A 24,632-nucleotide genomic window follows, 5' to 3' on the forward strand; every position below is an offset into this window, starting at 1 on the left:
AGAGCTATTTCGTTCAAACAACTACTCTTTTTACGCTCACTTCGAACTATGGGGTCCTACAAAATATATAAACGCCTTCGATTTAGCTACATACATTTCAATTTAAATGCAAAACTTGAGATATCAACTATAACAATAGAAAAACAGGATGAATAGAAAAAAGCTCAACTGGATACTACTTTGTTTTATCTGCTTCTCTTTTGCGAATGCTCAGATAAATCCGCAGATAGAATATTTCAGGTTACAGGATGTAAGACTTTTGGAAAGTCCTTTCAGGCAAGCAGAAGAATTAAATAAGCAATACTTGCTGGAGATGGATGCAGACCGTCTCCTGGCACCTTTTCAGAGGGAGGCCGGCCTGCCCCAGAAAGCCGAGAGCTATACCAACTGGGAAAATACCGGACTCGACGGACATATCGGAGGGCATTACCTTTCGGGATTGTCGTTGATGTATGCGTCTACCGGAGACGAACAGATCAAAAGCAGATTGGATTACATGATCGCTGCACTAAAACGGTGCCAGGACGCCAACGGTAACGGATATATCGGTGGCGTGCCCGGTGGAAAAGCGATATGGGAAGAAGTCGCTTCCGGAAATATCCGTGCCGGCGGTTTCGACCTGAACGGGAAATGGGTGCCGCTATACAATATCCACAAGACCTACGCCGGATTGAGGGATGCATGGCTGATCGCCGGAAATGAAGAGGCAAAGGAGATGCTGATAAAAATGACTGATTGGGCAATCAAACTTGTTTCCAACTTATCGGAAGAGCAATTACAGGATATGCTTCGCAGCGAACACGGCGGATTGAACGAAACCTTTGCCGATGTGGCAGCCATTACGGGTGATAAAAAATACCTCGAACTGGCACACAAATTCTCCCACCAACTGATACTGGAACCGTTGCTCCATCATCAGGACAAACTGACCGGGATGCACGCCAATACCCAGATACCAAAGGTATTGGGCTTCAAGCGCATTGCAGACCTCGAAGGCAACGAATCGTGGGAAGAGGCAGCCCGTTTCTTCTGGGAAACGGTGGTGGAAAACCGGTCGGTATCGATCGGGGGAAACAGCGTTTCCGAACATTTCAACCCGGTAGACGATTTTTCACGGATGATCAGCAGCATCGAAGGTCCTGAAACCTGCAACACCTATAACATGTTGCGGTTGACTAAAATGTTGTATCAGACCTCGAAAGACAAGAAATATGTGGACTATTACGAACGTGCTCTTTACAATCATATCCTCTCTACCCAACATCCACATACGGGCGGTTATGTCTATTTCACGCAGATGCGCCCCGGACATTACAGAGTCTATTCACAGCCGCATACCAGTATGTGGTGCTGTGTGGGATCGGGGATGGAAAATCACTCGAAATATGGTGAGATGATCTACGCTCGTGCGGACAACGAACTGTATGTCAATCTTTTTATTCCATCCTCATTACAGTGGGAACAGCAGGATACGGAGATCATTCAGGAAAATAACTTTCCCTATGAAGCCTCTACCGAGATTACCGTGAATCCCCGCAAACGGAAGCAGTTTACACTGTTATTACGTTATCCTGAATGGGTAAATGAAGGAAGTGTAAAAATTAAAGTGAACGGGAAGTCATATCCCGTAGAGAATAAAAATGGATATATTCCTGTCGACAGAAAATGGAAAAAAGGCGATAAAGTGGTGATGGAGATGCCCATGGCGCTGAAAGCTGAACAACTACCGGACGGATCCGGCTACTATTCGTTCCTGTATGGTCCGATAGTACTTGCTGCAAAAGCCGGCACTGAAGACCTGGCAGGTTTGTTCGCCGATGACAGCAGAGGCGGCCATATCGCACACGGAAAACAGATTCCGATGAAAAATATGCCACTGTTAGTGGGAGAGCCCGATAAGTTGACCTCTTACCTCTCTCCTGTGCCCGGTAAGCCGCTGACCTTCCATTTGAGTAACCTTTACCCGGAACAGTACGCAAAGGGTATGGAGCTGGTTCCCTTCTTCAGCCTGCATGAGTCCCGCTATATCGTGTACTGGCCGCAGGCCACCGAAGAAGAAGCGGAGAATATCCGGCTTAAGCAGGAAAAGCAGGAAGCCGAACGATTGAAACTGGATGCGGTAACGATAGACAGAGTAGTATGCGGGGAACAGCAACCCGAATCGGATCATTTTATCGCATCTGAGAATTCTGGAGCGGGCGTTTTTGAAGATACCCGCTGGCGTGAAGCAAACGGATGGTTCAGTTATAAACTGAAAAACAACGATCGGAAAGCCCGTCACCTCTATGTGGCATATTTCGACAAGGATCGTTCCCGTAATTTTGAGATACTTGTCAATGATGTACGGATAAAAGGTCTTTCATTCACGGGAAATAAGGGAGATGAGGTACAGAAGTTGATTATTCCCATTCCGGAGAGTATTTCCCAAAGTGAGACCCTTACGGTAAAATTCCTGGCAATGCCGGAAAGCATGACCGGAAAGATAGCAGAGGTCCGTGCACTCTCTCAATCTGTCGGAGAGCCTGAATATGTTGCCTATCTGTTTGCCTATTTTACCGGTAACAGGGTGGAAGAAGAAGCCGTGAGGTATGCCGTCAGCAGCAATGGCTATAATTATTATACGCTGAACAACAACCAACCGGTGATCGACTCGAAAAAGATCAGTTCAACCGGAGGCGTGCGTGATCCCCATATCTTGCGGGGGGAAGACGGCAAGACTTTTTATATGGTGCTGACCGATATGACTTCCTCCAAAGGGTGGGACTCCAATCGTGCGATGGTACTGCTCAAGTCGTCCGACCTGATCAACTGGACATCAAACATCGTCAATATTCAGAAAAAGTACGAAGGACAGGAGGAGCTGAAACGGGTATGGGCACCACAAACCATCTACGATCCCGAAGCCGGGAAATACATGGTATACTGGTCGATGAAACACGGCGACGGAACCGATATCATTTACTATGCCTATGCCAATGACGATTTCACGGACCTGGAGGGAGAACCCCGGCCGCTGTTCCTGCCTGAGAACGGGAAGTCGTGTATCGATGGGGATATCGTGCTGAAAGACGGAATGTTCTATATGTTCTACAAGACCGAAGGGCATGGCAATGGTATCAAGCTGGCGACTACCCGTTCACTTACCTCCGGGCAATGGACAGAATATGACGATTATAAGCAGCAGACGCCGGAAGCGGTGGAAGGATCGAGCGTATTCAAACTGATCGGTTCCGACAAATATATATTGATGTACGACGTCTATATGAAAGGAACCTACCAGTTCACCGAGAGTACCGACCTGGTGAATTTCCGGGTGATCGATCATGAGATATCCATGGACTTCCATCCCCGGCATGGATCGGTTATCCCTATCACACAAAAAGAACTGGATGCCCTGATTGCAAAATATTTAAACAAATGAATAAAATCCCACTAATTCTCATCGGCCTACTGGCCATATTGACAAGCAGTTGTAATAACAACGCGAAGGGGACGTTCGAAGCAGGACAGAACACCTTCCTCCTGAACGGTGAACCTTTCGTGGTAAAAGCGGCGGAACTCCATTATCCGCGTATTCCCCGTGAATATTGGGAACATCGTATCCAAATGACCAAGGCGTTAGGGATGAATACGATCTGCCTTTATATCTTCTGGAATATCCATGAACAGGAAGAAGGGCAATTCGATTTCTCCGGGAATAATGATGTGGCTGCTTTCTGCCGGCTGGCCCGGAAACACGGGATGTATGTGATCGTACGTCCGGGTCCCTATGTCTGTGCCGAATGGGAGATGGGCGGACTACCCTGGTGGTTATTGAAAAAAAACGATATCAAGCTTAGAGATAACGATCCTTACTTTCTGGAGCGCACCCGGATGTTTATGAAGGAAGTCAGCAAACAACTGGCGGATCAGCAAATCACAAGAGGTGGCAACATTATCATGTTCCAGGTAGAAAATGAATACGGCGCATATGGTACCAACAAGGAGTACGTAGCCAATATCCGCGATATTGTGAAAGAGGCAGGATTGGATGAAGTGCCTCTTTTCCAGTGTGACTGGAATTCCAACTTCGAGAATAATGCGCTCGACGACCTGCTATGGACGATCAATTTTGGTACCGGAGCAAATATCGAAAAACAGTTTAGTCGTTTGAAAGAATTGCGTCCCGAAAGTCCGTTGATGTGCAGCGAATTCTGGTCCGGCTGGTTCGACCATTGGGGCGCCAAGCACGAAACGCGTAGCGCACAAGCGCTGGTGGCGGGATTGAAGGAAATGTTGGATCAGAATATTTCATTCAGCCTGTACATGACGCACGGCGGAACCAGTTTCGGACACTGGGGCGGCGCCAATTTCCCCAATTTCTCGCCTACCACTACTTCCTATGACTATGACGCACCCATCAACGAACAGGGCAGGGCGACACCGAAATATTACGAAGTACGCAAGTTACTGGAACAGTATCTTCCCGAGGGAGAACAGTTGCCTCCCGTTCCGGATTCGATACCGACCATCTCAATCCCCGAATTCCAATTGACAGAAAACGCTGTTTTGTTCGATAATCTTCCGGAGCCGGTATTGAGTGAAGATGTAAGGTCGATGGAGTATTTCAACCAGGGATGGGGAAGTATCCTTTACCGCACCCAACTGAAAGAATCAGCGGTGCGCCAGACATTGGTCATCACGGAAGCTCACGACTGGACACAGGTCTTTCTCAACGGTGAGCGCATCGCCACACTCAGCCGGTTGAAAGGAGAAGGAACCGCCGTATTGCCGCCCGTAAAAGAAGGTGATGTACTCGATATTCTTGTGGAAGCGATGGGACGCATGAACTTCGGCAAGGGGATATACGACTGGAAAGGAATCACCGAAAAGGTGGAGCTTATTACTGAAAACGGGGCAACCGAATTGAAAGGATGGGAAGTATACAACATCCCGGTGGATTATGCTTTTGCAAAAAGCAAAACTTTTCGGGAAGAACCCAACAGTGCCGGACATCCCGCCTATTATCGTGCCACTTTCACGCTGGATAAAACCGGTGATACTTTCCTTGATATGACCAACTGGAATAAAGGAATGGTCTGGGTGAACGGCCATGCTATCGGACGTTACTGGCATATCGGTCCCCAGCAGGCGTTGTATGTGCCGGGGTGTTGGCTGAAGAAAGGGGAGAACGAGGTAATCGTGTTGGACATGGCCTCTCCGGAAAAAGCGACGCTGGCCGGGTTGTGTGAACCTATCCTTGACCAACTCTCACTACAAGGCTCCGCCTATGCGCACCGGAAAGCGGGAGAAGAGTTGAATCTCACCGGTGAGCAGCCCTACTATACCGGTTCGTTTAAACCCGGGAACGGGTGGCAACATGTGAAATTCGGGAAACAGGAGCCAATCCGTTATTTCTGCCTTGAATCGCTCAATTCACACGGAGGAGACAACTACGCCGCCATCGCGGAGCTGGAACTGCTGGGAGAAGACGGGAAACCTGTTTCCCGCCAGCACTGGAAAGTGGTGTATGCGGACAGCGAAGAGACCAATGAGGCCAATAATATCGCATCCAACGTATTCGATCTTCAGGAATCAACCATCTGGCATACCGATTATTCCTCCCTTAATCCCGACCATCCTCACCATATCGTCATCGACCTGGGTGAAGACAAAGTCATCAGCGGATTTTCATACCTGCCCCGCCCTGAATCGGGAAAACCGGGTATGATCAAGGATTACAAAGTATATGTGAAGAAAACACCTTTTACATTAACTCAATAACATGTTGAATATGAAGAAACATTTGTTCATCGTTCTTTTATCGTGCATATATATCGGTAGTATATCCGCACAACAAACTATCGATTTGGTTATCAATACAAAGAAACCGGGTGCGGAGATACAGCCCACCATGTATGGGTTATTCTTCGAGGATATCAACTTCGGGGCCGATGGCGGATTGTATGCCGAACTGGTCAAGAACCGTTCTTTCGAATTTCCCCAATCATTGATGGGGTGGAACACTTTCGGCCAGGTGGAAGTACGTACCGACGACGCTCCCTTTGAGCGTAATCCTCATTATGTGCGGCTGAACAATTCCGGACACGGCCATAAACATACCGGACTGGAAAACGAGGGATTCCGCGGGATCGGTGTAAAGAAAGAGGCTACCTACCGTTTCTCAGTCTGGGCACGCTCCGGAAACACTGCCGGACAAAAGATCAGGATCGAATTGATCGATGCGAACAACGATCCCTTTGAACGGAAAGAGGTGGCGATCGACTCCAAGGAATGGAAGAAGTACGAAGTGATACTGACATCACCAAAGGAAGAAGCGAAGGCCTCGCTGCGCATCTTCCTTGCATCCGAAGGACCGGTCGATCTGGAACATATCTCCCTTTTCCCTACCGATACATGGAAGAGCCGGGAGAATGGCCTGCGCAAGGATTTAGTGGAAGCGCTCAATGAACTGAATCCCGGCTTGTTCCGTTTCCCCGGTGGATGTATCGTGGAAGGAACCGACCTGGAAACACGCTACGACTGGAAAAAATCTGTCGGCCCGGTGGAGAACCGTCCGTTGAACGAAAACCGCTGGCACTATACCTTTGCCCACCGGTTATTTCCCGATTATTTCCAGACTTATGGAATGGGATTTTATGAGTTGTTCCTGCTCTCCGAAGACATGGGAGCCGAACCGCTGCCGGTAGTGAACGTGGGATTATCCTGCCAGTACCAGAACGAAGGAGAACATTGCCATGTACCGGTAGGAGAATTGCAGGATTATATCCAGGATGCGTTGGATCTTATCGAATTTGCCAATGGATCCACTTCCACTACATGGGGTAAGGTAAGGGCGGAAATGGGTCATCCGGAACCCTTCAACCTGAAATTTATCGGCGTGGGCAATGAGCAGTGGGGACCTGAATATCCAGCCCGGTTGGAGAAATTCATCGATGCCATCCGTGGCCAATATCCCGGAATAAAGATCATCGGAAGTTCGGGCCCGCAAGCCGAAGGCGAGGACTTCGATTATCTGTGGCCCGAGATGAAGCGATTGAAAGTCGATTTGGTAGACGAACACTATTACCGCTCACCGGAATGGTTCCTGAAACAAGCCACACGCTATGACTCTTACGACCGTAAAGGACCGAAAGTATTCGCCGGTGAGTATGCCTGTCATCCTCAGAACAGGAAGAACAATTTCGAATCAGCTCTGTGCGAGTCGGCCTTTATGACAGGATTGGAACGCAATGCCGATATTGTACACATGGCTACTTACGCTCCTCTGTTGGCGCATGTGGATGCATGGCAGTGGCGTCCCGACCTGATCTGGTTCGACAACCTGCGTTGTGTACGCACGCCCAATTACTATGTCCAGAAACTATACGCCCACCATGCAGGCACAAATGTGTTGCCTCTTACGTGGGACAAAAAAGCCGTTACCGGACAGGACGGGTTATATGCTTCCGCCGTGATCGATACCGGCAAGAAAGAGATCATTGTGAAGGTAAGCAACGTCTCCAAAGAGAATAAAGATATCCGGATCAGCCTGGAGGGCCTGAACCGCAAGATGAAGATACAACCGGAAGCACAGACCATCCTGCTGAAAGGGGAAGCAGATATGGAGAACACATTGGATAATCCCGATTCCATTGCTCCTGTCAGTTCCTCCGTTCCTCTCAATGGGACGGTATTGCAAACGACAGCACAACCCGGTTCATTCAATGTGTACAGGATTTTCTATACAAACTAAGCTCTACCACTTCTTATCCAGATTCCGTTTCAATGCCTGCAGGAATTCCGGGGTAGTGAGGTAGGTATTGCGTGACGCGTCATTGCCGTAGACAAGGAGTGCCAGGTCTTTGGTCATTTCACCGCCTTCCACAATCTCGATACACACCTGTTCCAACGTCTCACAGAAGTCGATAAGCGGTTGATTGCCATCGAGCCTGCCCCGATGCGCCAATCCCCGTGTCCAGGCAAAGATAGAAGCGATGGGATTGGTACTGGTCTCCTTACCCTGCTGATGCTGGCGGTAGTGGCGTGTCACGGTACCGTGCGCCGCCTCGGCTTCCACCGTCTTGCCGTCGGGAGTGACCAATACCGACGACATCATTCCCAGCGAGCCGAAGCCCTGCGCCACCGTATCCGATTGTACATCGCCATCGTAATTCTTGCACGCCCATACAAATCCGCCGCTCCACTTCATGGCCGAAGCCACCATATCGTCAATCAGGCGATGTTCATAAGTGATGCCGGCCTTCTCAAATTCGGCCTTGAATTCATTCTCATACACCTCCTGGAAAATATCCTTAAACCGTCCGTCATAGGCTTTCAGGATCGTATTCTTGGTAGACATGTAGAGCGGGTATTTTTTTGTCAGCGCCATCTGGAAAGAGGAACGGGCAAAGCCGTAGATAGACTCGTCGGTATTGTACATCGCCATCGCGACCCCGTCACCCTTGAAATCATATACTTCCCAACTCTGTGTTTCACCTTTTTCATTGGTAAAGGTCAGCCGGAGTGTACCTTTTCCCCTGATCACCTTATCGGTGGCACGATACTGGTCTCCGAAGGCATGACGACCGATGATGATGGGTTCGGTCCATCCCTGTACATAACGGGGAATATTGCTGCAAATGATCGGTTCCCGGAATACGGTCCCTCCCACTATATTACGGATGGTGCCGTTGGGCGATTTCCACATCTGCTTCAAGCCGAATTCCTTCACACGAGCCTCATCCGGTGTGATGGTAGCACACTTTATACCTACATTGTATTTTTTGATGGCCTCGGCTGCTTCTACCGTCACCTGGTCATCCGTCGCGTCGCGATGCTGTATGCTGAGGTCATAATATTTGATATCCAGGTCGAGATAGGGTAAGATCAGTTGCTCCTTGATAAAGGACCAGATGATACGGGTCATTTCATCGCCATCCAACTCAACGACAGGATTGTTTACTTTTATCTTTTGCATGTAACAGGATTATCGTTCATTCATAGGGACAAAGGGTTGTTTCTCACGTACATTTTTGTATGCAGGACGAATCAGCCGCTTGCTGGCGAAATTCATCTCTTCGATCCGGTGGGCCGACCAACCTACAATACGTGCCATCGCAAAGAGCGGTGTAAACACTTCCGGCGGTAATCCGATAGCGTCGTATACAAATCCTGAATAGAAGTCCACGTTGATACAAGTCCGTGCTTTGGCCGTACTCTTTTTGAAGCCGAGGAATACTTCCACAGCACGTTCCTCTATCAATTCCATAAAGGCGAACTCCTCTCCACGGCCTTTTTCTTTTGCCAGGTCACTTGCCATCTCTTTCAATAATATGGCACGGGGATCGCTGATTGTATATACCGCATGCCCGATACCATAGATAAGGCCGGTACGGTCGTACACTTCTTTTCTCAATATTCTGTTCAGATAATCGTCCACCTGTTGCTGGCTCGTCCAATCCTTTACATTTTGCTTCATGTCATCCAGCATACCCTGCACCTTGATATTGGCTCCTCCATGGAGAGGACCTTTCAAGGAACCGATACCCGCAGCAATAGCAGAATAGGTATCAGTCTCTGTAGAGCTGGTAACACGCACCGAGAAAGTGGAGTTATTTCCTCCACCGTGCTCGGCATGGAGGATCAACGCCAAATCGAGAATTTTCACATCGAGTTCGGTATAGTTGTTGTGCCCCTTCATCATGAAAAGGAAGTTTTCAGCCACCGACCGGTCTTCATAAGGATGCCGGATATGCAATGAACGCCCCATCTGGTCATGCCGCAGCACTTGATAAGCATAGGCTATGATGGTAGGGAATTTGGCAATCAGGTTGATGGATTGTTTGATGAGATTTTCAGGAGAGATATCATCCGGATTCTCATCGTATGTGTAAAGCTCCAGTACGCTCCTGGCGAGAATATTCATAATATTCCCCCCTTTCAATGCCATAATATTCATTGTCGCCCTATGGTTTAACGACATCGTCTGGGCAATCATTTGCTCCACAGCTTTGAGCTCCTCTTTGTTGGGTAACCGGCCCGAAAGAAGGAGGAAAGTAGTTTCCTCGAATCCCAGTCGACTTTCCTGCTGAACTCCTTTAACCAGGTCTTCCACGTCCATTCCCCGATAAAAAAGTTTACCCGGGACAGGACTCAAAGTGCCGTCCGGCTGACGCTCATACCCTACGACATCCCCTACACGGGTAAGTCCGGCAAGCACACCCGAATGGTCTTCATTACGAAGGCCGCGCTTCACCCCCATCTTAGTGAAAAGATCCTTGTCTATATTGCTTGTGAAGGCAACGGAATCCGACAATATTTTCCTCAATTGTTCATTATCCATAGTGATTCTATTATATTTATTATTCAGTTATTCTTCTAAAGGGTGAAAAAGGACTGGTATTCCTGTCTTTTTAACATCGGCCCCTCTGTTTTTGTTTACAAAAGCAAACTATTTTTCCTGTCTACCTCCTTATAAGTTTTCAACCACCTTACGGGAAAAATCGGATGTTGATAATGGTTTCCCGTTTTCCATAAACCGTGCCAGATCGGAAGTCGCATAGCCGTTTTCAAAAAGTGTCTCCAAGGCGGTCGTAATGAGATCACCGGCTTCCTGCCATCCCAGATACTCCAGCATCATTACTGCTGATAGCAGCAGGGAACAGGGATTTGCCTTGTTTTTCCCTACAATATCGGGAGCGGTGCCATGGGTAGCCTCAAAAATAGCATGCCCCGTATAATAGTTGATATTGGCACCGGGGGCAATACCAATGCCTCCTACCATAGCTGCCAACTGGTCGGAGATATAGTCACCGTTCAGGTTAAGGGTCGCGATCACTGAATATTCTTCCGGCTTAAGGAGCGTATTCTGTAGAAACGCATCGGCAATCACATCCTTGATAAAGACCTTCCCCGACTCAATAGCGTCATTATAAGCCTCTACCGCTTTTTCCAGACCTTGTTCTGCTTTTATCCTGTTGAAAATATGTTCTGTAAATGTCTGATCAGGGAACTCCCGCTCAGCAAGGGCATAACCCCATTTCTTGAAACCTCCCTCGGTAAATTTCATGATGTTCCCCTTATGTACCAGGGTTACGGAAGGTAACCGGTGTTCCAGGGCATATTCAATTGCCGCTCTCACCAACCGTTCCGTTCCTTCCACTGAAACGGGTTTTACGCCCAGCGAGGTAGTCTCCGGAAAACGGATTTTCCCTACCCCCATCTCTTCCTGCAGGAATTTCAATACCTTTTTTAATTCCGGAGTCCCGGCAGCCCACTCGATACCGGCATAGATATCCTCGGTATTTTCGCGGAAAATAGTGACATGCACCTTCTCAGGATGCAACAATGGTGTAGCCACACCTTTGAACCATCGCACGGGACGAAGGCAGACATAAAGGTCCAGCTCCTGGCGCAGCGCCACATTCAGGGAACGTATCCCCTCTCCTACCGGCGTAGTAAGCGGGCCTTTTATTCCTACCAGGCAACGTCGGAAAGTATCCATCGTTTCGTTGGGCAACCAACTTCCTACTTCATTATAAGCTTTTTCACCGGCCAGTACTTCTTTCCACTCTATTTTTCGTTTTCCTTCGAATGCCTTGTCAACAGCATTGTCCACAATTTTCTGTACATGAAGGGAAATTTCTTTTCCTATCCCGTCACCCTCAATAAAAGGGATAACGGGATGGTCGGGTACCACAAGCCGGTCGTTTTCTCGGGTTATATATTGCATACAATTAAAAATTAGATTCAAGAGCCAAGAATCAAGACCCAAGACATTTTAATCATATTCTTGTGTGTGAACTATTCTCATGCTCGTTTTATAATTTTATTGATTCATGGCATTCAGGGCGCTGCCTGCCTTGAACCACTCAATTTGCTGTTGGTTATAGGTATGGGCTACTTCAACTCTATCTTTTGTCCCATCCGCATGAAGTAGTTCCACGATGAGGTTCCTACCGGGAGTAAAATCCTTTAAGCCCTTCACACTGATCTTATCCCTTTCCTGCACCTTATCATAGTCTTCCTTGTCGACAAAGGTAAGCGCCAGCATGCCCTGCTTCTTCAGGTTGGTCTCATGAATACGGGCAAACGATTTGACCAGGATCACCTTCACGTTGAGGTGACGCGGCTCCATGGCGGCATGCTCACGGCTCGAACCTTCCCCATAATTTTCTTCGGCCACAACCACAGAGCCGACTCCTTCAGACTTAAATTTCCGGGCCAGCGCCGGTACGGGTGAATACTCCATGCTTCCGGGATCAAGTACCGAATTGGTCTCATCATTGAAAGCATTCACCGCGCCAATCAGCATGTTGTCCGAGATATTGTCGAGATGCCCACGGAAGCGGAGCCATGGTCCGGCCATGGATATATGATCGGTGGTACACTTTCCTTTTACTTTGATAAGTAATGGCAATCCTGCATAGTCCTCACCATTCCAGGCAGGGAAAGGTTCCAGTTTTTGTAAGCGGTTCGAATTGGGATCGATAGATACCTGCACGTTGCTCCCATCCCGGGAAGGTGCCAGATATCCCGCATCTTTCACATCATATCCTCCGGGCGGCATTTCGAAACCGGTCGGTTCAACCAACTTCACCCACTCCCCTCTTTCATTTTGAAGGGTGTCGGTCAACGGGTTGAAACAGAGGTCACCGGCAATGGTCAACGCCGCCACTAATTCGGGGGATGTCACAAATGCATGGGTATTGGGATTACCGTCATTCCGTTTTGCAAAATTACGGTTAAACGAAGTTACGATGGAATTGGGACGGTCCTTTACCTCATCTTCCCGCTTCCACTGACCAATACAGGGACCGCAGGCATTGGCTATAATGGTGGCACCCGCCTCTTCGAAGACTTCCAGTATACCGTCACGCTCAGCCGTGTACCGGATCTGCTCCGAACCGGGATTGATCAGGAACTGTGCTTTCACGGGCACATCATCATTACGCGCCTGTTTCACTATGGAAACCGCCCGGGTAAGATCTTCATACGATGAATTGGTACAGGAGCCAATCAATCCCACTTCCATCCTTTGCGGATAGTTATTCTCTTTCACAGCTCTGCCGAATTCCGAAATAGTATATGCCGCATCGGGAGTAAACGGTCCGTTGATGTGCGGCTCCAGAAGAGAAAGATCTATTTCTATCAACTGGTCATAATATTTTAGGGGGTCCGCAACCACCTCGGGATCGGGCTGCAGATACTCCATCACCCTACGGGCTTCGTCGGCCACCTCTTTTCTTCCGGTACCTTCCAGATAGGCGGCCGATTTTTCGTCGAACGGGAAGATCGAAGTGGTAGCTCCCACTTCGGCACCCATATTACAAATGGTTCCCTTCCCCGTGGCAGAGAGCGATTCAGCTCCCTCGCCAAAATATTCGATAATGGCATTGGTTCCCCCTTTCACGGTAAGAATACCCGCCACTTTTAGTATCACATCCTTAGGTGCCGTCCATCCCGACAGCTTCCCGGTCAGTTTCACACCGATCAGTTTCGGCATTTTCAATTCCCATGGCAAACCGGCCATCACATCCACTGCATCGGCACCACCCACACCAATGGCTATCATACCCAGCCCTCCTGCGTTGGGTGTATGCGAGTCGGTACCCACCATCATTCCACCGGGAAAAGCGTAATTCTCAAATACTACCTGGTGAATGATTCCCGCACCCGGTTTCCAGAAGCCGATCCCATATTTATTAGAGACATCGCGGAGGAAATCATAGACTTCCCTATTGGTCATATTGGCTGTCTCGAGGTCAGTTTCAGCATTCTTATATGCCTGGATCAAATGGTCGCAATGGACAGTAGAAGGTACCGCCGCACTGGTACGCCCCGAATTCATCAATTGAAGCAGTGCCATCTGCGCGGTAGCATCCTGCATCGCCACCCGGTCAGGGGCAAAGTCCACATAATCGGTGGCACGTTGATAATTTTTTACCGGAACCCCGGGCCAAAGATGGGAGAAAAGTATCTTTTCTGTCAAAGTCAAAGGACGTTGTAAAACCTCTTTTGCATGCCGGATCTTTTCAGGAAGATGATCATACACCTTTCGAATCATGTCAATATCAAAAACCATAAGGAATGCGTATTAAATATATTGTTTTTTTAAATTCAATTTAACTGCTATGCACCGCCATTCAACTTTTTAACACGTACCATTCCGTAAATGTTCGGCTAATTCAGAGAAAGTTATCGCGGTTATACCATAGATAAAATCTATACCTCGAGGTGAGGCATCAAGATGAAAAATTGAATGCTGAATACTTTAACCGCTTATTAACGTTTAAGACATGAGTAAGTTCAAAAAAACTTTTCCTTATCTGGAAAATAATCTTAACTTTGTCCTCAAATTGGATGTAAGAGAAAAGGACATTTTACCATTGTTTCATGATCGAACACGAAGGAATTATTGAGAAAATCAACGACCATCAAGTGACCGTACGTATCCTACAACAATCGGCTTGCAGTGCGTGTCATGCCAAAGGTGTCTGCATGGCCGCAGACTCGAAAGAGAAGTTGGTCGAGGTAGTCGACTTTTCCGGCCGGTTTCGCAAAAACGAACGGGTCATCATCGAGGGGAAAGAGTCGATGGGCCACAAGGCTGTTTTCTGGGCGTTTGTTCTTCCGCTGATTATACTCATCTTAACGCTTATTCTCTCCCTATCGTTGTGGAACTTCAGTGAAATTGAAGCAGCGATAAGTGCCATGGTTGCTCTTATCCCCTATTATTTGATCCTTTATCTCCTGAGAAAAAAAATGGCAAACTCGTTTCAATTCACTATAAAAAAGTGGGAAATCTGCGAGTAAGTGAGGGCAAAGTAAGTTTACTTAAATTTGCCGAGCGATAGCAGATTGCGCGAAGCGAAAGGTGGAATGGTGAAAAGGTGAAATGGTGGAAAGGTGAAAAAGTGGAATGGGAGACTTTCAATCCCCAATTTTTAGTTCTTAGTTCTTAGTTTTTAGTTTTTAGTTTTTAGTTCTTAGTTTTTAGTTCTTAGTTTTTAGTTCTTAGTTTAAAATTATGAGTGTATTACTTACTGCCGTTGTAACATTAGGTGTAATTGGCGCCGGTAGCGCAGCCATATTATACCTGATAGGGCAAAAATTCAAGGTGGATGAAGATCCTCGCATACAGGAGGTTCAGGATGCCTTACCCGCAGCCAACTGTGGAGGCTGTGGATTTCCCGGATGCGCAGCATTCGCATCGGCCTGCGTAAAAGCAGAAACATTAGACGGTCTCAACTGTCCCGTAGGAGGCCAGCCCACTATGGACAAAGTAGCCGCGATTCTGGGGCAAACCGCTCCGGTGGCTGTAAAAAAGATAGCTGTGGTACGTTGTAGCGGAACCTGTGAGCATCGTCCCCGTACCAACCTCTATGATGGTATATCGAACTGTACTATCGCCGCAGCGCTTTATGGAGGCGACACCGGATGTTCTTTCGGCTGCCTGGGTCTGGGCGACTGTGTGGAATCCTGCACTTTCGACGCCATCCATATCAACCCGGAGACCATGCTTCCCGAAGTGGTGGAAGACAAATGTACCGCCTGTGGTGCTTGTGTGAAAGCCTGCCCGAAAGATATTATCGAATTGCGTAAGCAAGGTCCCAAATCACGAAGGATCTATGTCAGTTGTGTGAATGAAGAAAAAGGCGGCGTAGCCAGAAAGTCGTGCGAAGTGGCATGTATCGGGTGTAGCAAATGCCAGCAGGTTTGTCCTTTCGAAGCCATCACTATTACCAATAACCTGGCTTATATTATTGACGACAAGTGCAGATTGTGCCGTAAATGCGTGCCGGTCTGCCCCACCAACTCTATTCTGGAATTGAATTTTCCGCCACGGAAAGACAAATCACCCAAAGAGGAAGCAGCTACAGTTGACGCATAAGATTAAGAATACTATATATGTTAAAAACTTTCAGAATTGGCGGTATTCACCCTAAAGATAAGAAGGTCTCTGCCGGAAACGCAATACAACCCATTGCTATTCCCAATCAGGTGATCATTCCGTTGGGACAACACATCGGCGCACCCTGCCAGCCCGTGATAAAGAAAGGCGACACCGTAAAGGTGGGGACCCTTATCGGCAAGACCGTAGGATTCGTTTCAGCCAATATCCACTCATCCGTGTCGGGGACCGTGTTAAAAATCGACAAAGCAGTGGATGCAAGTGGATACAGGCGTGATGCCGTGTTCATCAAAGTGGAGGGTGATGAGTGGGAAGAATCGGTCGACCGCTCATCCGATCTAAAAAAAGAGTGTAACCTCTCATCCAAAGAGATTCTCGACAAGATCGCCGCTGCCGGCATTGTCGGTATGGGTGGAGCGACATTTCCTACCCACGTGAAACTTACCCCTCCCCCGGGTTCAAAACCGGAGATACTGATCATCAACGGCGTGGAGTGTGAGCCTTGGCTTACTTCCGACCACCGTGTAATGATGGAGAAAACGGAAGAGATCATGGTGGGCATCACCATCGTGATGAAAGCATTGAATGTAGACAAAGCCATCATCGGTATTGAGAACAACAAGAAAGATGCTATCGAAAAATTCGGGAGAAGTGCGGGAAATTATCCCGGCATCACCGTGGAAGCCCTGAAAGTACAATATCCGCAAGGGGGGGAGAAACAACTGATCGATGCCCTGACCGGCCGGCAGGTACCAAGCGGCGCCCTGCCTATCTCTGTAGGCGCAGTGGTACAAAACGTGGGAACCATACTCGCTATCTACGAGGCGGTACAAAAAAATAAACCATTGATAGAAAGGGTAGTGACCGTTACTGGAAAAGATGTAAAACAACCCTGCAACATCCTCTCACGGGTAGGTATTCCGATAGGCAACCTGATCGACGCCGCCGGAGGGCTCCCGGAAACCACCGGCAAGATCGTCAGTGGCGGGCCCATGATGGGAAAAGCGCTGGCAAGCACCGATGTGCCGGTAACCAAAGGAACCTCGGGTATATTGGTCATTCCTACCTTGGAAGCCAAACGGAAAGCGATGAAGGATTGTATCCGTTGCGCCAAATGTGTAAGTATCTGTCCGATGGGACTGAATCCCACTCTGTTAATGAACCTGACAGAATTTGAAGTATGGGACGGAGCGGAAAAACAGCGCATTACCGATTGTATTGAATGCGGTTCATGCAGTTATACATGTCCCGCAGACCGGCCATTGCTCGATTATATAAGGTTGGGCAAAGGTAGAGTGAACTCAATTATCAGGACACGAAAAACTAACGCTTAGATTAACTTTAGATATGGAAAACAAACTGGTTGTCTCCCCTTCACCCCATATTCATAGCGGGGACACGATTGAAAAAAATATGTACGGGGTGCTTATCGCTCTTATTCCGGCGTTTCTGGTCGCATTATATGTCTTCCGGCTCGACGCGCTGATCATTACCGCCCTGGCAGTACTCTTTTGCGTGGGATTTGAATATCTCATCGTAAAGTATGTTATGAAAAAGACACCGACTGTATCTGACGGGTCAGCCATCATTACCGGTGTTTTACTGGCGTTCAACGTCCCATCTAACCTGCCCGTATGGATACTGGCATTGGGATGCCTGTTCGCCATCGGTGTGGTAAAACTCTCTTTCGGAGGGTTGGGAAATAATATCTTTAATCCCGCTATTGCAGGACGTATATTCCTGTTGATCTCGTTCCCGGCACAGATGACCGTATGGCCGGCACCTGAAACCGCTGCCACCATTGATGCTGTCACCTCGGCGACCGTTTTGGGTAACCTGAAAGCGACTCCGGAACTGCTACCCTCTCTGCAAACCATGTTCCTGGGTACCGAAGCCGGTTCCTTGGGTGAGATGAGCGCACTGGCTTTGCTTCTTGGCTTAGGCTGGTTGCTCTGGAAGAAAGTCATCACATGGCATATTCCCGTATCCATCATGGCTACAGTAGCCATTTTCACAGGGATATTGTATATTTTTAACCCTATCCCGCTCTATAACCCGTTGATCCACCTTTTCTCGGGAGGATTGATGCTGGGAGCCATCTTCATGGCCACCGACTATGTAACGTCGCCCATGACAAAAAAGGGAATGCTTATTTACGGTGCCGGCATTGGCTTTATCACAGTGGCCATCCGCCTCTGGGGAGCCTATCCCGAGGGAGTTTCGTTCGCTATCCTGCTGATGAATGCCCTAACGCCGCTGATCAACAATTATACAACACCTAAACGATTCGGGGAGGTAGTGAAACATGGCTAAATTAGAATCATCATTTAAAAATATGTTCCTGTCGCTGTCGCTGATCTGTCTTACGGTAGCCGTACTGCTGGCACAGGTAAACAAAATGACGGCAAAACCGATCGCGGACGCCAAAGCGATGAAACTGCAGAACGCCATCAGCGAAGTGGTGCCGGAATTCGATAACGACCCAACCTCCGAGGCATTCCTGATGCCGGCCGGACAAGGTGACTCACTGTTGGTTTACCCGGCAAAGAAAGGAGACCAGATTGTGGGATACGCACTCAACACTTACTCCAATAACGGGTTCAGCGGTAACATCCAGGTCATGGTAGGTTTCGACATGGAACATAAGATCGTAAATTATTCGGTACTGTCGCATGCTGAGACACCGGGATTGGGATCAAAGATGTCGGAGTGGTTCAGGGACGTGGCTAAACCGTCGCAATCCGTCATCGGAAGAGATCTGTCTAAAGGCGCACTGTCCGTTTCGAAAGACGGCGGAGATGTGGATGCCATTACCGCGTCGACCATCACTTCAAGGGCATTCCTCGAAGCGGTCAACAGAGCTTACACCGCTTATCTGGAAAGTAAAAATAATATCGAACAAGATACAACATCGCAGGAAGGAGGGAACAACAATGAATAATAATCTCAAAGTGCTGGTTAACGGCATCATTAAAGAAAATCCCATTTTCGTATTGTTGCTGGGCATGTGTCCTACCCTGGCAACCACCAGTTCGGCCATTAACGGGATGAGCATGGGATTGGCCACCATGTTTGTGTTGGTCTGCTCCAATGCCGCCATCTCGATGTTGAAAAACGTGATTCCTGATATGGTGCGTATTCCTGCTTATATTGTGGTAATCGCCACTTTCGTGACGATCATCGAGATGTTCATGAACGCATACGTGCCGGCATTGGCAGACAGCCTGGGTATATTTATCCCGCTCATCGTGGTAAACTGTATCGTACTGGGACGTGCAGAGTCGTTCGCCTCTAAGAACGGCGTGATTTCATCCATCTTCGACGGAATTGGTATCGGACTGGGATTTACTTTCGCCCTCTCGCTTTTGGGTGCGGTACGTGAATTACTGGGTACCGGAAAAATATTTTCATTGAATATCTATCCGGAACAATTCGGCTCTTTGATATTTGTACTGGCGCCGGGGGCTTTCATCGTATTGGGATTCCTGATCGCCATCTTCAATAAACTGCAAAAGAAAGAAGCAAACAATTAACCCTCAAGCATTATGGAAATTATAGGAATCATTATTGTGGCCATATTTGTAAATAACGTGGTACTGGCTCAATTCCTGGGTATCTGCCCGTTCCTGGGCGTATCGAAGAAAGTGGACACGGCCATCGGCATGGGGTTGGCTGTCACCTTTGTATTGACCATTGCCACCATCGTCACATTCCTTCTGCAAAAAGGTATTTTGGAACCTTCCGGACTGGAATATCTCCAGACCATTTCCTTTATCCTGGTAATTGCCGCGTTGGTACAGATGGTGGAGATCGTGCTCAAGAAAATATCCCCTTCTCTCTATCAGGCGCTGGGCGTATTCCTGCCGCTGATCACCACCAACTGCGTGATCCTCGGTGTGGCGATCCTGGTAATCCAGAAGGAGTATAACCTATTAGAATCTGTCATCTATGCAATATCCACAGCCATCGGATATGCCATGGCGCTCATCATCTTTTCAAGTATTCGGGAGCAACTGGCTCTCACCAAAGTTCCCAAGGCAATGAAAGGGATACCTCTCGCGCTGATCACCGCCGGCATCATGGCCATGGCATTTATGGGATTCTCCGGCATTGACCAGGTGTTTAAATAGTGCCTAAGTGGTTAAGTGCCTTGGCGAAAAAGTGGTCTAAAAATCTTAAACCTCGAAATGAGCACTAATGTTAAACCATTTCGGTAAAAGGGTGTCATATTGCTAAAGAAAGAAATGAAGTTACACCCTTTAATAATTACGGATATGAAAGCTTTAAGACACCCCCTCATTCTCACGGTAATCGCACTGGTAGTATGGTCTTGTGGAACTCCCCAGAATTATGTATATTCGCAGGGATATGACGAATATTATTATGATGACGGATACTACAATGACGGCTATCAAGGAAGCGGTATATCGTTCAACGTATTCTATAACGAACTGAACCCTCATGGAAGATGGATCAACGACCGCAACCACGGCCGGGTCTGGATTCCCAATGTAGGCAGGGACTTTCATCCGTACTCGACCAATGGCTATTGGGTGATGACGGATTACGGAAACACCTGGGTGTCGAGTTTCTCATGGGGATGGGCGCCTTTCCACTACGGACGCTGGTATTACGATGACTACTACGGATGGGCATGGGTTCCCGGCTACGAATGGGCACCTGCCTGGGTGAGCTGGAGAAGCGGAGGCGGCTATTACGGATGGGCACCTATGGGTCCCGGTGTCAATATCTACTTGCATGTTAATATCCCCACCAGCTACTGGACTTTCCTGCCCACCAGATACATGTATGACCGTCGCATGCACAGGCACTATAACAGGTATAGCCCGACTATCTATAACAGGACGACTGTCATCAACAATACTTACATATATAACGATAACCGTTACTATAGCGGACCGAGTGCCACGGACTACGAGCGTGAAACAGGCCGAAAGGCCACGGTACGCCGGCTCGAAAGCAATAATAATAGTTCCGGCAGGGCAACAAGGGTTAGCGGTAACTCGGTAAGTGTATATCGTCCCGATGCCAACAGCGGCAGAACGACCAATACACGATCTTCTGTAAGCGGCAGAAGTACAACCACAGACAGGAGTAACAGCAGTGGAACCGTCAGAAGCAGCGGAAACAGTAATACAAGAGTCACTGAAGGAGCAAATTCGGGCAGGACATCCACCACAAACCGCAATGCCACAGTAAGGTCTTCGGAGAGTTCCACAAGGAGCAACTCAACCAACACCAGAAGCAGCAGTACGGTTAGTCCGGGACGTTCCACCAGAAGCAACAGCGGCACAACGGTTACACCCGAACGTTCCACCAGAAGCAATAGCGGCACGACAGTCAGATCACAAAGTTCTTCGGGCAGCAATGACAGGAGCACCACGGTAAGATCTCAAGGAAATTCTTCCGGCAGAAGCAACAGCAGCTCGGTGACAAACACGGGAAGCAACTCGTCCAACACCAGAAGTACAACTACAACCCGTTCGAGTTCAAGTTCATCGAGGAGCAACAGTGAAGGTACTACAGTCAGATCGAGTTCCAGTTCTTCCGGCAGGAGCAGTGGCGCCACTACCTCCACATCAAGGAGCAGCAACGAAAACAGCAGTTCCGGCAGATCTTCCGGACGGAGATAAACGCTTATAGAGTATCATTACTATGTAATAAGAACCCCCGAAAGTTTTTGTTTAACTTTCGGGGGTTCCTTTATTCTAAAGCGATTGCTCTTGGACGGCAGTTTGCTTATAATTCCTCTACATCTTCGATCGGAATACCAGTTATCTCCGCCAATCGGTCACGATAAGCTCTAATATCTGCATCGTATATCTGACGCTCTTCTTTAGTCAAAGAAGCCAAATCAGCAATTTCCTCCAATTCTTAAGAAATAAGCTTCTTCAATCAATCCAACGTTTGGTCAATTGTCCGTATTGATCGATACGGCGGTCGCGGAAGAAGGGCCACCAGCGGCGCACATTTTCGGTACGCTGCCTGTCGATTTCAATAATAGATATAACCTCTTCGCTGTCGGTGCGATACAAGAACTCTCCCTGGGGACCACACACAAAACTGTTTCCCCAGAAATGAATCCCGTTGGTGAGTCCGGAAGGGTCGGGTTCAAAACCGGTGCGGTTCACGGCGACAACAGGCAGGCCGTTGGCTACGGCATGTCCTCGCTGCAATGTGACCCAGGCATCGAGTTGGCGTTGTTTTTCCTCTTCGGTATCGGTGGATTCCCAACCGATAGCAGTAGGATAGATCAGCAGTTCGGCCCCGGACAGTGCCATCAGGCGTGCCGCTTCGGGATACCACTGGTCCCAGCAGACCAATACGCCCAATTTTCCGGCCGACGTCTCAATGGGATGAAAACCCAAATCACCGGGGGTAAAGTAAAACTTCTCGTAATAGGCAGGATCATCAGGGATATGCATCTTCCGGTATTTACCGGCAATAGAGCCGTCTTTCTCAATCACTACCGCCGTATTATGGTAGAGGCCGGCAGCACGCTTTTCAAACAAAGAAAGCACAATCACCACTTCCAACTCTTTTGCCAACTGACCGAATGAGTCGGTGGACGGACCGGGGATCGTTTCCGCCTGGTCAAAAATAGCTGTATCCTCGGTTTGACAGAAATAGAGCCCGTTATGCAACTCCTGCATTACAATCAATTCCGCCCCGTCCCGGGCCAGTTGTCCGACCTTTTGCTGTAAACGCCTTATATTTTCTTCCCTATCGGGCGAATTGGCTTGTTGAATGATTCCGACTCGCATATAAAATTACCAATTACAAATTACTAATTACCAATTTCACCTAATCACCTAACCACTTAACCACTTAGGCACTTAACCACTTAACCACTTAGGCACTTAACCACTTAACCACTTAGGCACCCCTTATATCAGAGAAATCCGATGGGAAACTGCATGGTCACGCAATGCAATGAACCGTGCTGCCGGATAAGTGACCTACAGTCGATACCGATTACCTCCCTGTCAGGAAAAGCTTTTTGCAGTTGTTTTTTCGCAATTTGATCTTTGTGTGTACCATAGAAGGGCACTAATACCGTTCCGTTGATAATAAGGAAATTGGCATACGTGGCGGGAAGACGATCCCCATCGTAATACGCGGCATCGGCCATAGGCAGACCGATCAGCCGATAGGGCCGACCATCGTAGGCAACAAACGACTCCAGCTCCTTTTCCATCACTTTTAATGTCTCATAATGCTCATCATCAGGGTCATCACATTCCACATAGGCAATGGTATGCTCATCGCAGAAACGGACGAGTGTATCGACATGGCTGTCGGTATCATCGCCTGCAAGATATCCATGATAGAGCCACAAAATACGCTCAGCACCGAGGGATTGTTTGAGGTAATCGCCGATCTCATCCTGCGTCATCAGTTGATTACGGTTGGGAGCCATGAGGCACTCCGCGGTGGTAAGTATCGTTCCCTTCCCGTCCGTCTCTATAGACCCTCCTTCCAGAATAAAATTCAGATTATTCCGATAAGCTACGTCAGGCCGGAAAACGGCTCTTTCGAACAGCTTACCCGTAATCAGGTTATCACGGTTGGCAGCAAATTTCAAGCCCCACCCGTTGAACCCAAAATCCGAAATCGCAGGTTTGCCATCAATAAAGAGTGAAATGGCACCGTGATCCCTCGCCCAGGTATCGTTACTTTCTATCTCCGTACAAATAAGGCTTTTCCGTTCCTCCTTCGAGAAATGGCTCTCCACTTCACCGGCATCACTGCAGACCACCAGTAACTTTTCCCGTTTGAGTATTTCTTTCGATAGGGCGACATAACAAGCGGTAACGTCCTCCAGATCGCCTGCCCAATCGGTATTGGCATGTGGCCAGGTAACCTGTACCGCACTCTGGGGGTACCATTCAGCCGGGAAAAAGACATCCTGCATACTGTTATCCCTCCATATTGCCCCGGACGATGCCGCGGCTCGAGGTACGGACGAATTCCAGAATATAATTGCGATCTTCCGTTTCAGGCAGTTCTTTCTCGATCCGTTCCCTTGCCTGGGTAAAATTGAAACCGGACTGGTAAAGGTAACGGTATATCTCCTGGATGGAATTGATGCGTTCACTGGTAAAACCGCGGCGACGCAATCCTACTATGTTTAACCCTACGAAAGTAATGGGTTCACGTCCTACCATCACAAAAGGAGGAATATCCTTACCTATTTTAGCTCCCCCTTGTATCATCACATGGGCACCTATTTTGGTGAATTGATGGACTAACGCCCCCCCGCTGATAATCGCATAATCATCAATTTCCACTTCTCCTGCCAGTTGGGTGGAATTACTCAGGATGACATGGTCGTTGAGCACACAATCATGGGCAATATGACAATATGCCATAATCAGGCAATTGGATCCTATTTTGGTGAATCCTTTGGAGGCAGTACCCCGGTTTACGGTGGCACACTCGCGTATGACGGTATTATCTCCGATAATCGCTTGTGTATCTTCACCGCGGAATTTAAGGTCTTGCGGAATACCGCCCACTGTGGCATGAGGAAAGATAGTACAATTATTTCCGATATGTGCTCCCGACAACACCGTGGATTGCGTCATCACCCGGGTGCCATCTCCTATTTCCGTATTGCGGTCAACATAAGCAAATGGTTCTATAATTACATTATCTCCGAGTTTGGCCTCAGGATGCACATAAGCTAAAGATGAAATATTATTCATGTGTTCGG

18 protein-coding genes are annotated in these 24,632 nt (G+C 48.2%); 11 read left to right on the plus strand and 7 right to left on the minus strand.

The window, feature by feature from the left end; translation table 11 throughout:
• Window positions 1-148 precede the first annotated feature (148 nt).
• From ABV001_RS02425 to ABV001_RS02435, 3 genes are read left to right on the plus strand one after another with little or no spacing between them, the layout of a single operon-like run.
• Window positions 149-3,421, plus strand: a complete 3,273-nt coding sequence (locus tag ABV001_RS02425) for a beta-L-arabinofuranosidase domain-containing protein (protein WP_352421346.1) — start codon at window positions 149-151, stop codon at window positions 3,419-3,421.
• Window positions 3,418-5,763 carry a beta-galactosidase gene (locus ABV001_RS02430; protein WP_352421347.1) on the plus strand — a complete coding sequence of 782 codons (2,346 nt, stop codon included), beginning with the start codon at window positions 3,418-3,420 and terminating at the stop codon, window positions 5,761-5,763. The genes ABV001_RS02425 and ABV001_RS02430 overlap by 4 nt, the downstream gene beginning before the upstream one ends.
• A 10-nt stretch (window positions 5,764-5,773) precedes the next feature.
• Window positions 5,774-7,735 (plus strand): alpha-L-arabinofuranosidase family protein, encoded by a 1,962-nt coding sequence (locus ABV001_RS02435; RefSeq protein WP_352421348.1) that lies wholly within the window; start codon window positions 5,774-5,776, stop codon window positions 7,733-7,735.
• A 3-nt stretch (window positions 7,736-7,738) separates the two neighbouring features.
• Here ABV001_RS02435 and ABV001_RS02440 read toward each other — a convergent pair whose 3' ends face one another.
• The 4 genes from ABV001_RS02440 to ABV001_RS02455 all read right to left on the minus strand — a co-directional run bounded on the left by ABV001_RS02440 (window position 7,739) and on the right by ABV001_RS02455 (window position 14,065).
• Entirely contained in the window at window positions 7,739-8,959 is a 1,221-nt protein-coding gene (locus tag ABV001_RS02440; RefSeq protein WP_352421349.1) for an NADP-dependent isocitrate dehydrogenase, read from the minus strand.
• Between the two features lie 9 nt (window positions 8,960-8,968).
• Entirely contained in the window at window positions 8,969-10,324 is a 1,356-nt protein-coding gene (locus tag ABV001_RS02445; RefSeq protein WP_352421350.1) for a citrate synthase, read from the minus strand.
• Between the two features lie 129 nt (window positions 10,325-10,453).
• A complete protein-coding gene (gene icd, locus ABV001_RS02450; RefSeq protein WP_352421351.1) occupies window positions 10,454-11,713 on the minus strand; it encodes an NADP-dependent isocitrate dehydrogenase in 1,260 nt (419 codons plus the stop codon).
• A gap of 96 nt (window positions 11,714-11,809) precedes the next feature.
• Window positions 11,810-14,065 carry an aconitate hydratase gene (locus tag ABV001_RS02455; protein WP_352421352.1) on the minus strand — a complete coding sequence of 752 codons (2,256 nt, stop codon included), beginning with the start codon at window positions 14,063-14,065 and terminating at the stop codon, window positions 11,810-11,812.
• A 311-nt stretch (window positions 14,066-14,376) separates the two neighbouring features.
• Here ABV001_RS02455 and ABV001_RS02460 point away from each other — a divergent pair, with 311 nt between their 5' ends.
• The 8 genes from ABV001_RS02460 (at window position 14,377) to ABV001_RS02495 (ending at window position 21,549) form a co-directional block, all read left to right on the plus strand.
• Window positions 14,377-14,796, plus strand: a complete 420-nt coding sequence (locus ABV001_RS02460) for a SoxR reducing system RseC family protein (protein WP_323422933.1) — start codon at window positions 14,377-14,379, stop codon at window positions 14,794-14,796.
• Window positions 14,797-15,010: 214 nt separating this feature from the next.
• A complete protein-coding gene (locus tag ABV001_RS02465) occupies window positions 15,011-15,874 on the plus strand; it encodes a Fe-S cluster domain-containing protein (RefSeq protein ID WP_352421353.1) in 864 nt (287 codons plus the stop codon).
• 17 nt (window positions 15,875-15,891) lie between these two features.
• A complete protein-coding gene (gene rsxC, locus ABV001_RS02470) occupies window positions 15,892-17,229 on the plus strand; it encodes an electron transport complex subunit RsxC (protein WP_352421354.1) in 1,338 nt (445 codons plus the stop codon).
• Window positions 17,230-17,242: 13 nt separating this feature from the next.
• A complete protein-coding gene (locus ABV001_RS02475) occupies window positions 17,243-18,208 on the plus strand; it encodes an RnfABCDGE type electron transport complex subunit D (RefSeq protein WP_352421355.1) in 966 nt (321 codons plus the stop codon).
• Window positions 18,201-18,836 (plus strand): RnfABCDGE type electron transport complex subunit G, encoded by a 636-nt coding sequence (locus tag ABV001_RS02480; protein WP_352421356.1) that lies wholly within the window; start codon window positions 18,201-18,203, stop codon window positions 18,834-18,836. Before ABV001_RS02475 ends, ABV001_RS02480 begins: the two co-directional genes overlap by 8 nt.
• Window positions 18,829-19,428 (plus strand): RnfABCDGE type electron transport complex subunit E, encoded by a 600-nt coding sequence (locus ABV001_RS02485; RefSeq protein ID WP_352421357.1) that lies wholly within the window; start codon window positions 18,829-18,831, stop codon window positions 19,426-19,428. Before ABV001_RS02480 ends, ABV001_RS02485 begins: the two co-directional genes overlap by 8 nt.
• 12 nt (window positions 19,429-19,440) lie before the next feature.
• Entirely contained in the window at window positions 19,441-20,025 is a 585-nt protein-coding gene (gene rsxA, locus ABV001_RS02490; RefSeq protein WP_352421358.1) for an electron transport complex subunit RsxA, read from the plus strand.
• Between the two features lie 144 nt (window positions 20,026-20,169).
• Entirely contained in the window at window positions 20,170-21,549 is a 1,380-nt protein-coding gene (locus ABV001_RS02495) for a DUF6600 domain-containing protein (protein WP_352421359.1), read from the plus strand.
• Window positions 21,550-21,807: 258 nt separating this feature from the next.
• Here the strand turns inward: ABV001_RS02495 and ABV001_RS02500 are convergent, their stop codons facing one another.
• The 3 genes from ABV001_RS02500 to lpxA form a co-directional block, all read right to left on the minus strand.
• Window positions 21,808-22,680 (minus strand): carbon-nitrogen hydrolase, encoded by an 873-nt coding sequence (locus ABV001_RS02500; RefSeq protein ID WP_352421360.1) that lies wholly within the window; start codon window positions 22,678-22,680, stop codon window positions 21,808-21,810.
• Between the two features lie 128 nt (window positions 22,681-22,808).
• Entirely contained in the window at window positions 22,809-23,831 is a 1,023-nt protein-coding gene (locus ABV001_RS02505) for an agmatine deiminase family protein (RefSeq protein WP_352421361.1), read from the minus strand.
• Between the two features lie 4 nt (window positions 23,832-23,835).
• Window positions 23,836-24,624, minus strand: a complete 789-nt coding sequence (gene lpxA / locus ABV001_RS02510) for an acyl-ACP--UDP-N-acetylglucosamine O-acyltransferase (RefSeq protein WP_352421362.1) — start codon at window positions 24,622-24,624, stop codon at window positions 23,836-23,838.
• Between the last annotated feature and the right edge of the window lie 8 nt (window positions 24,625-24,632).

This window comes from Proteiniphilum sp., assembly GCF_040307845.1.
Taxonomy (GTDB): domain Bacteria; phylum Bacteroidota; class Bacteroidia; order Bacteroidales; family Dysgonomonadaceae; genus Proteiniphilum.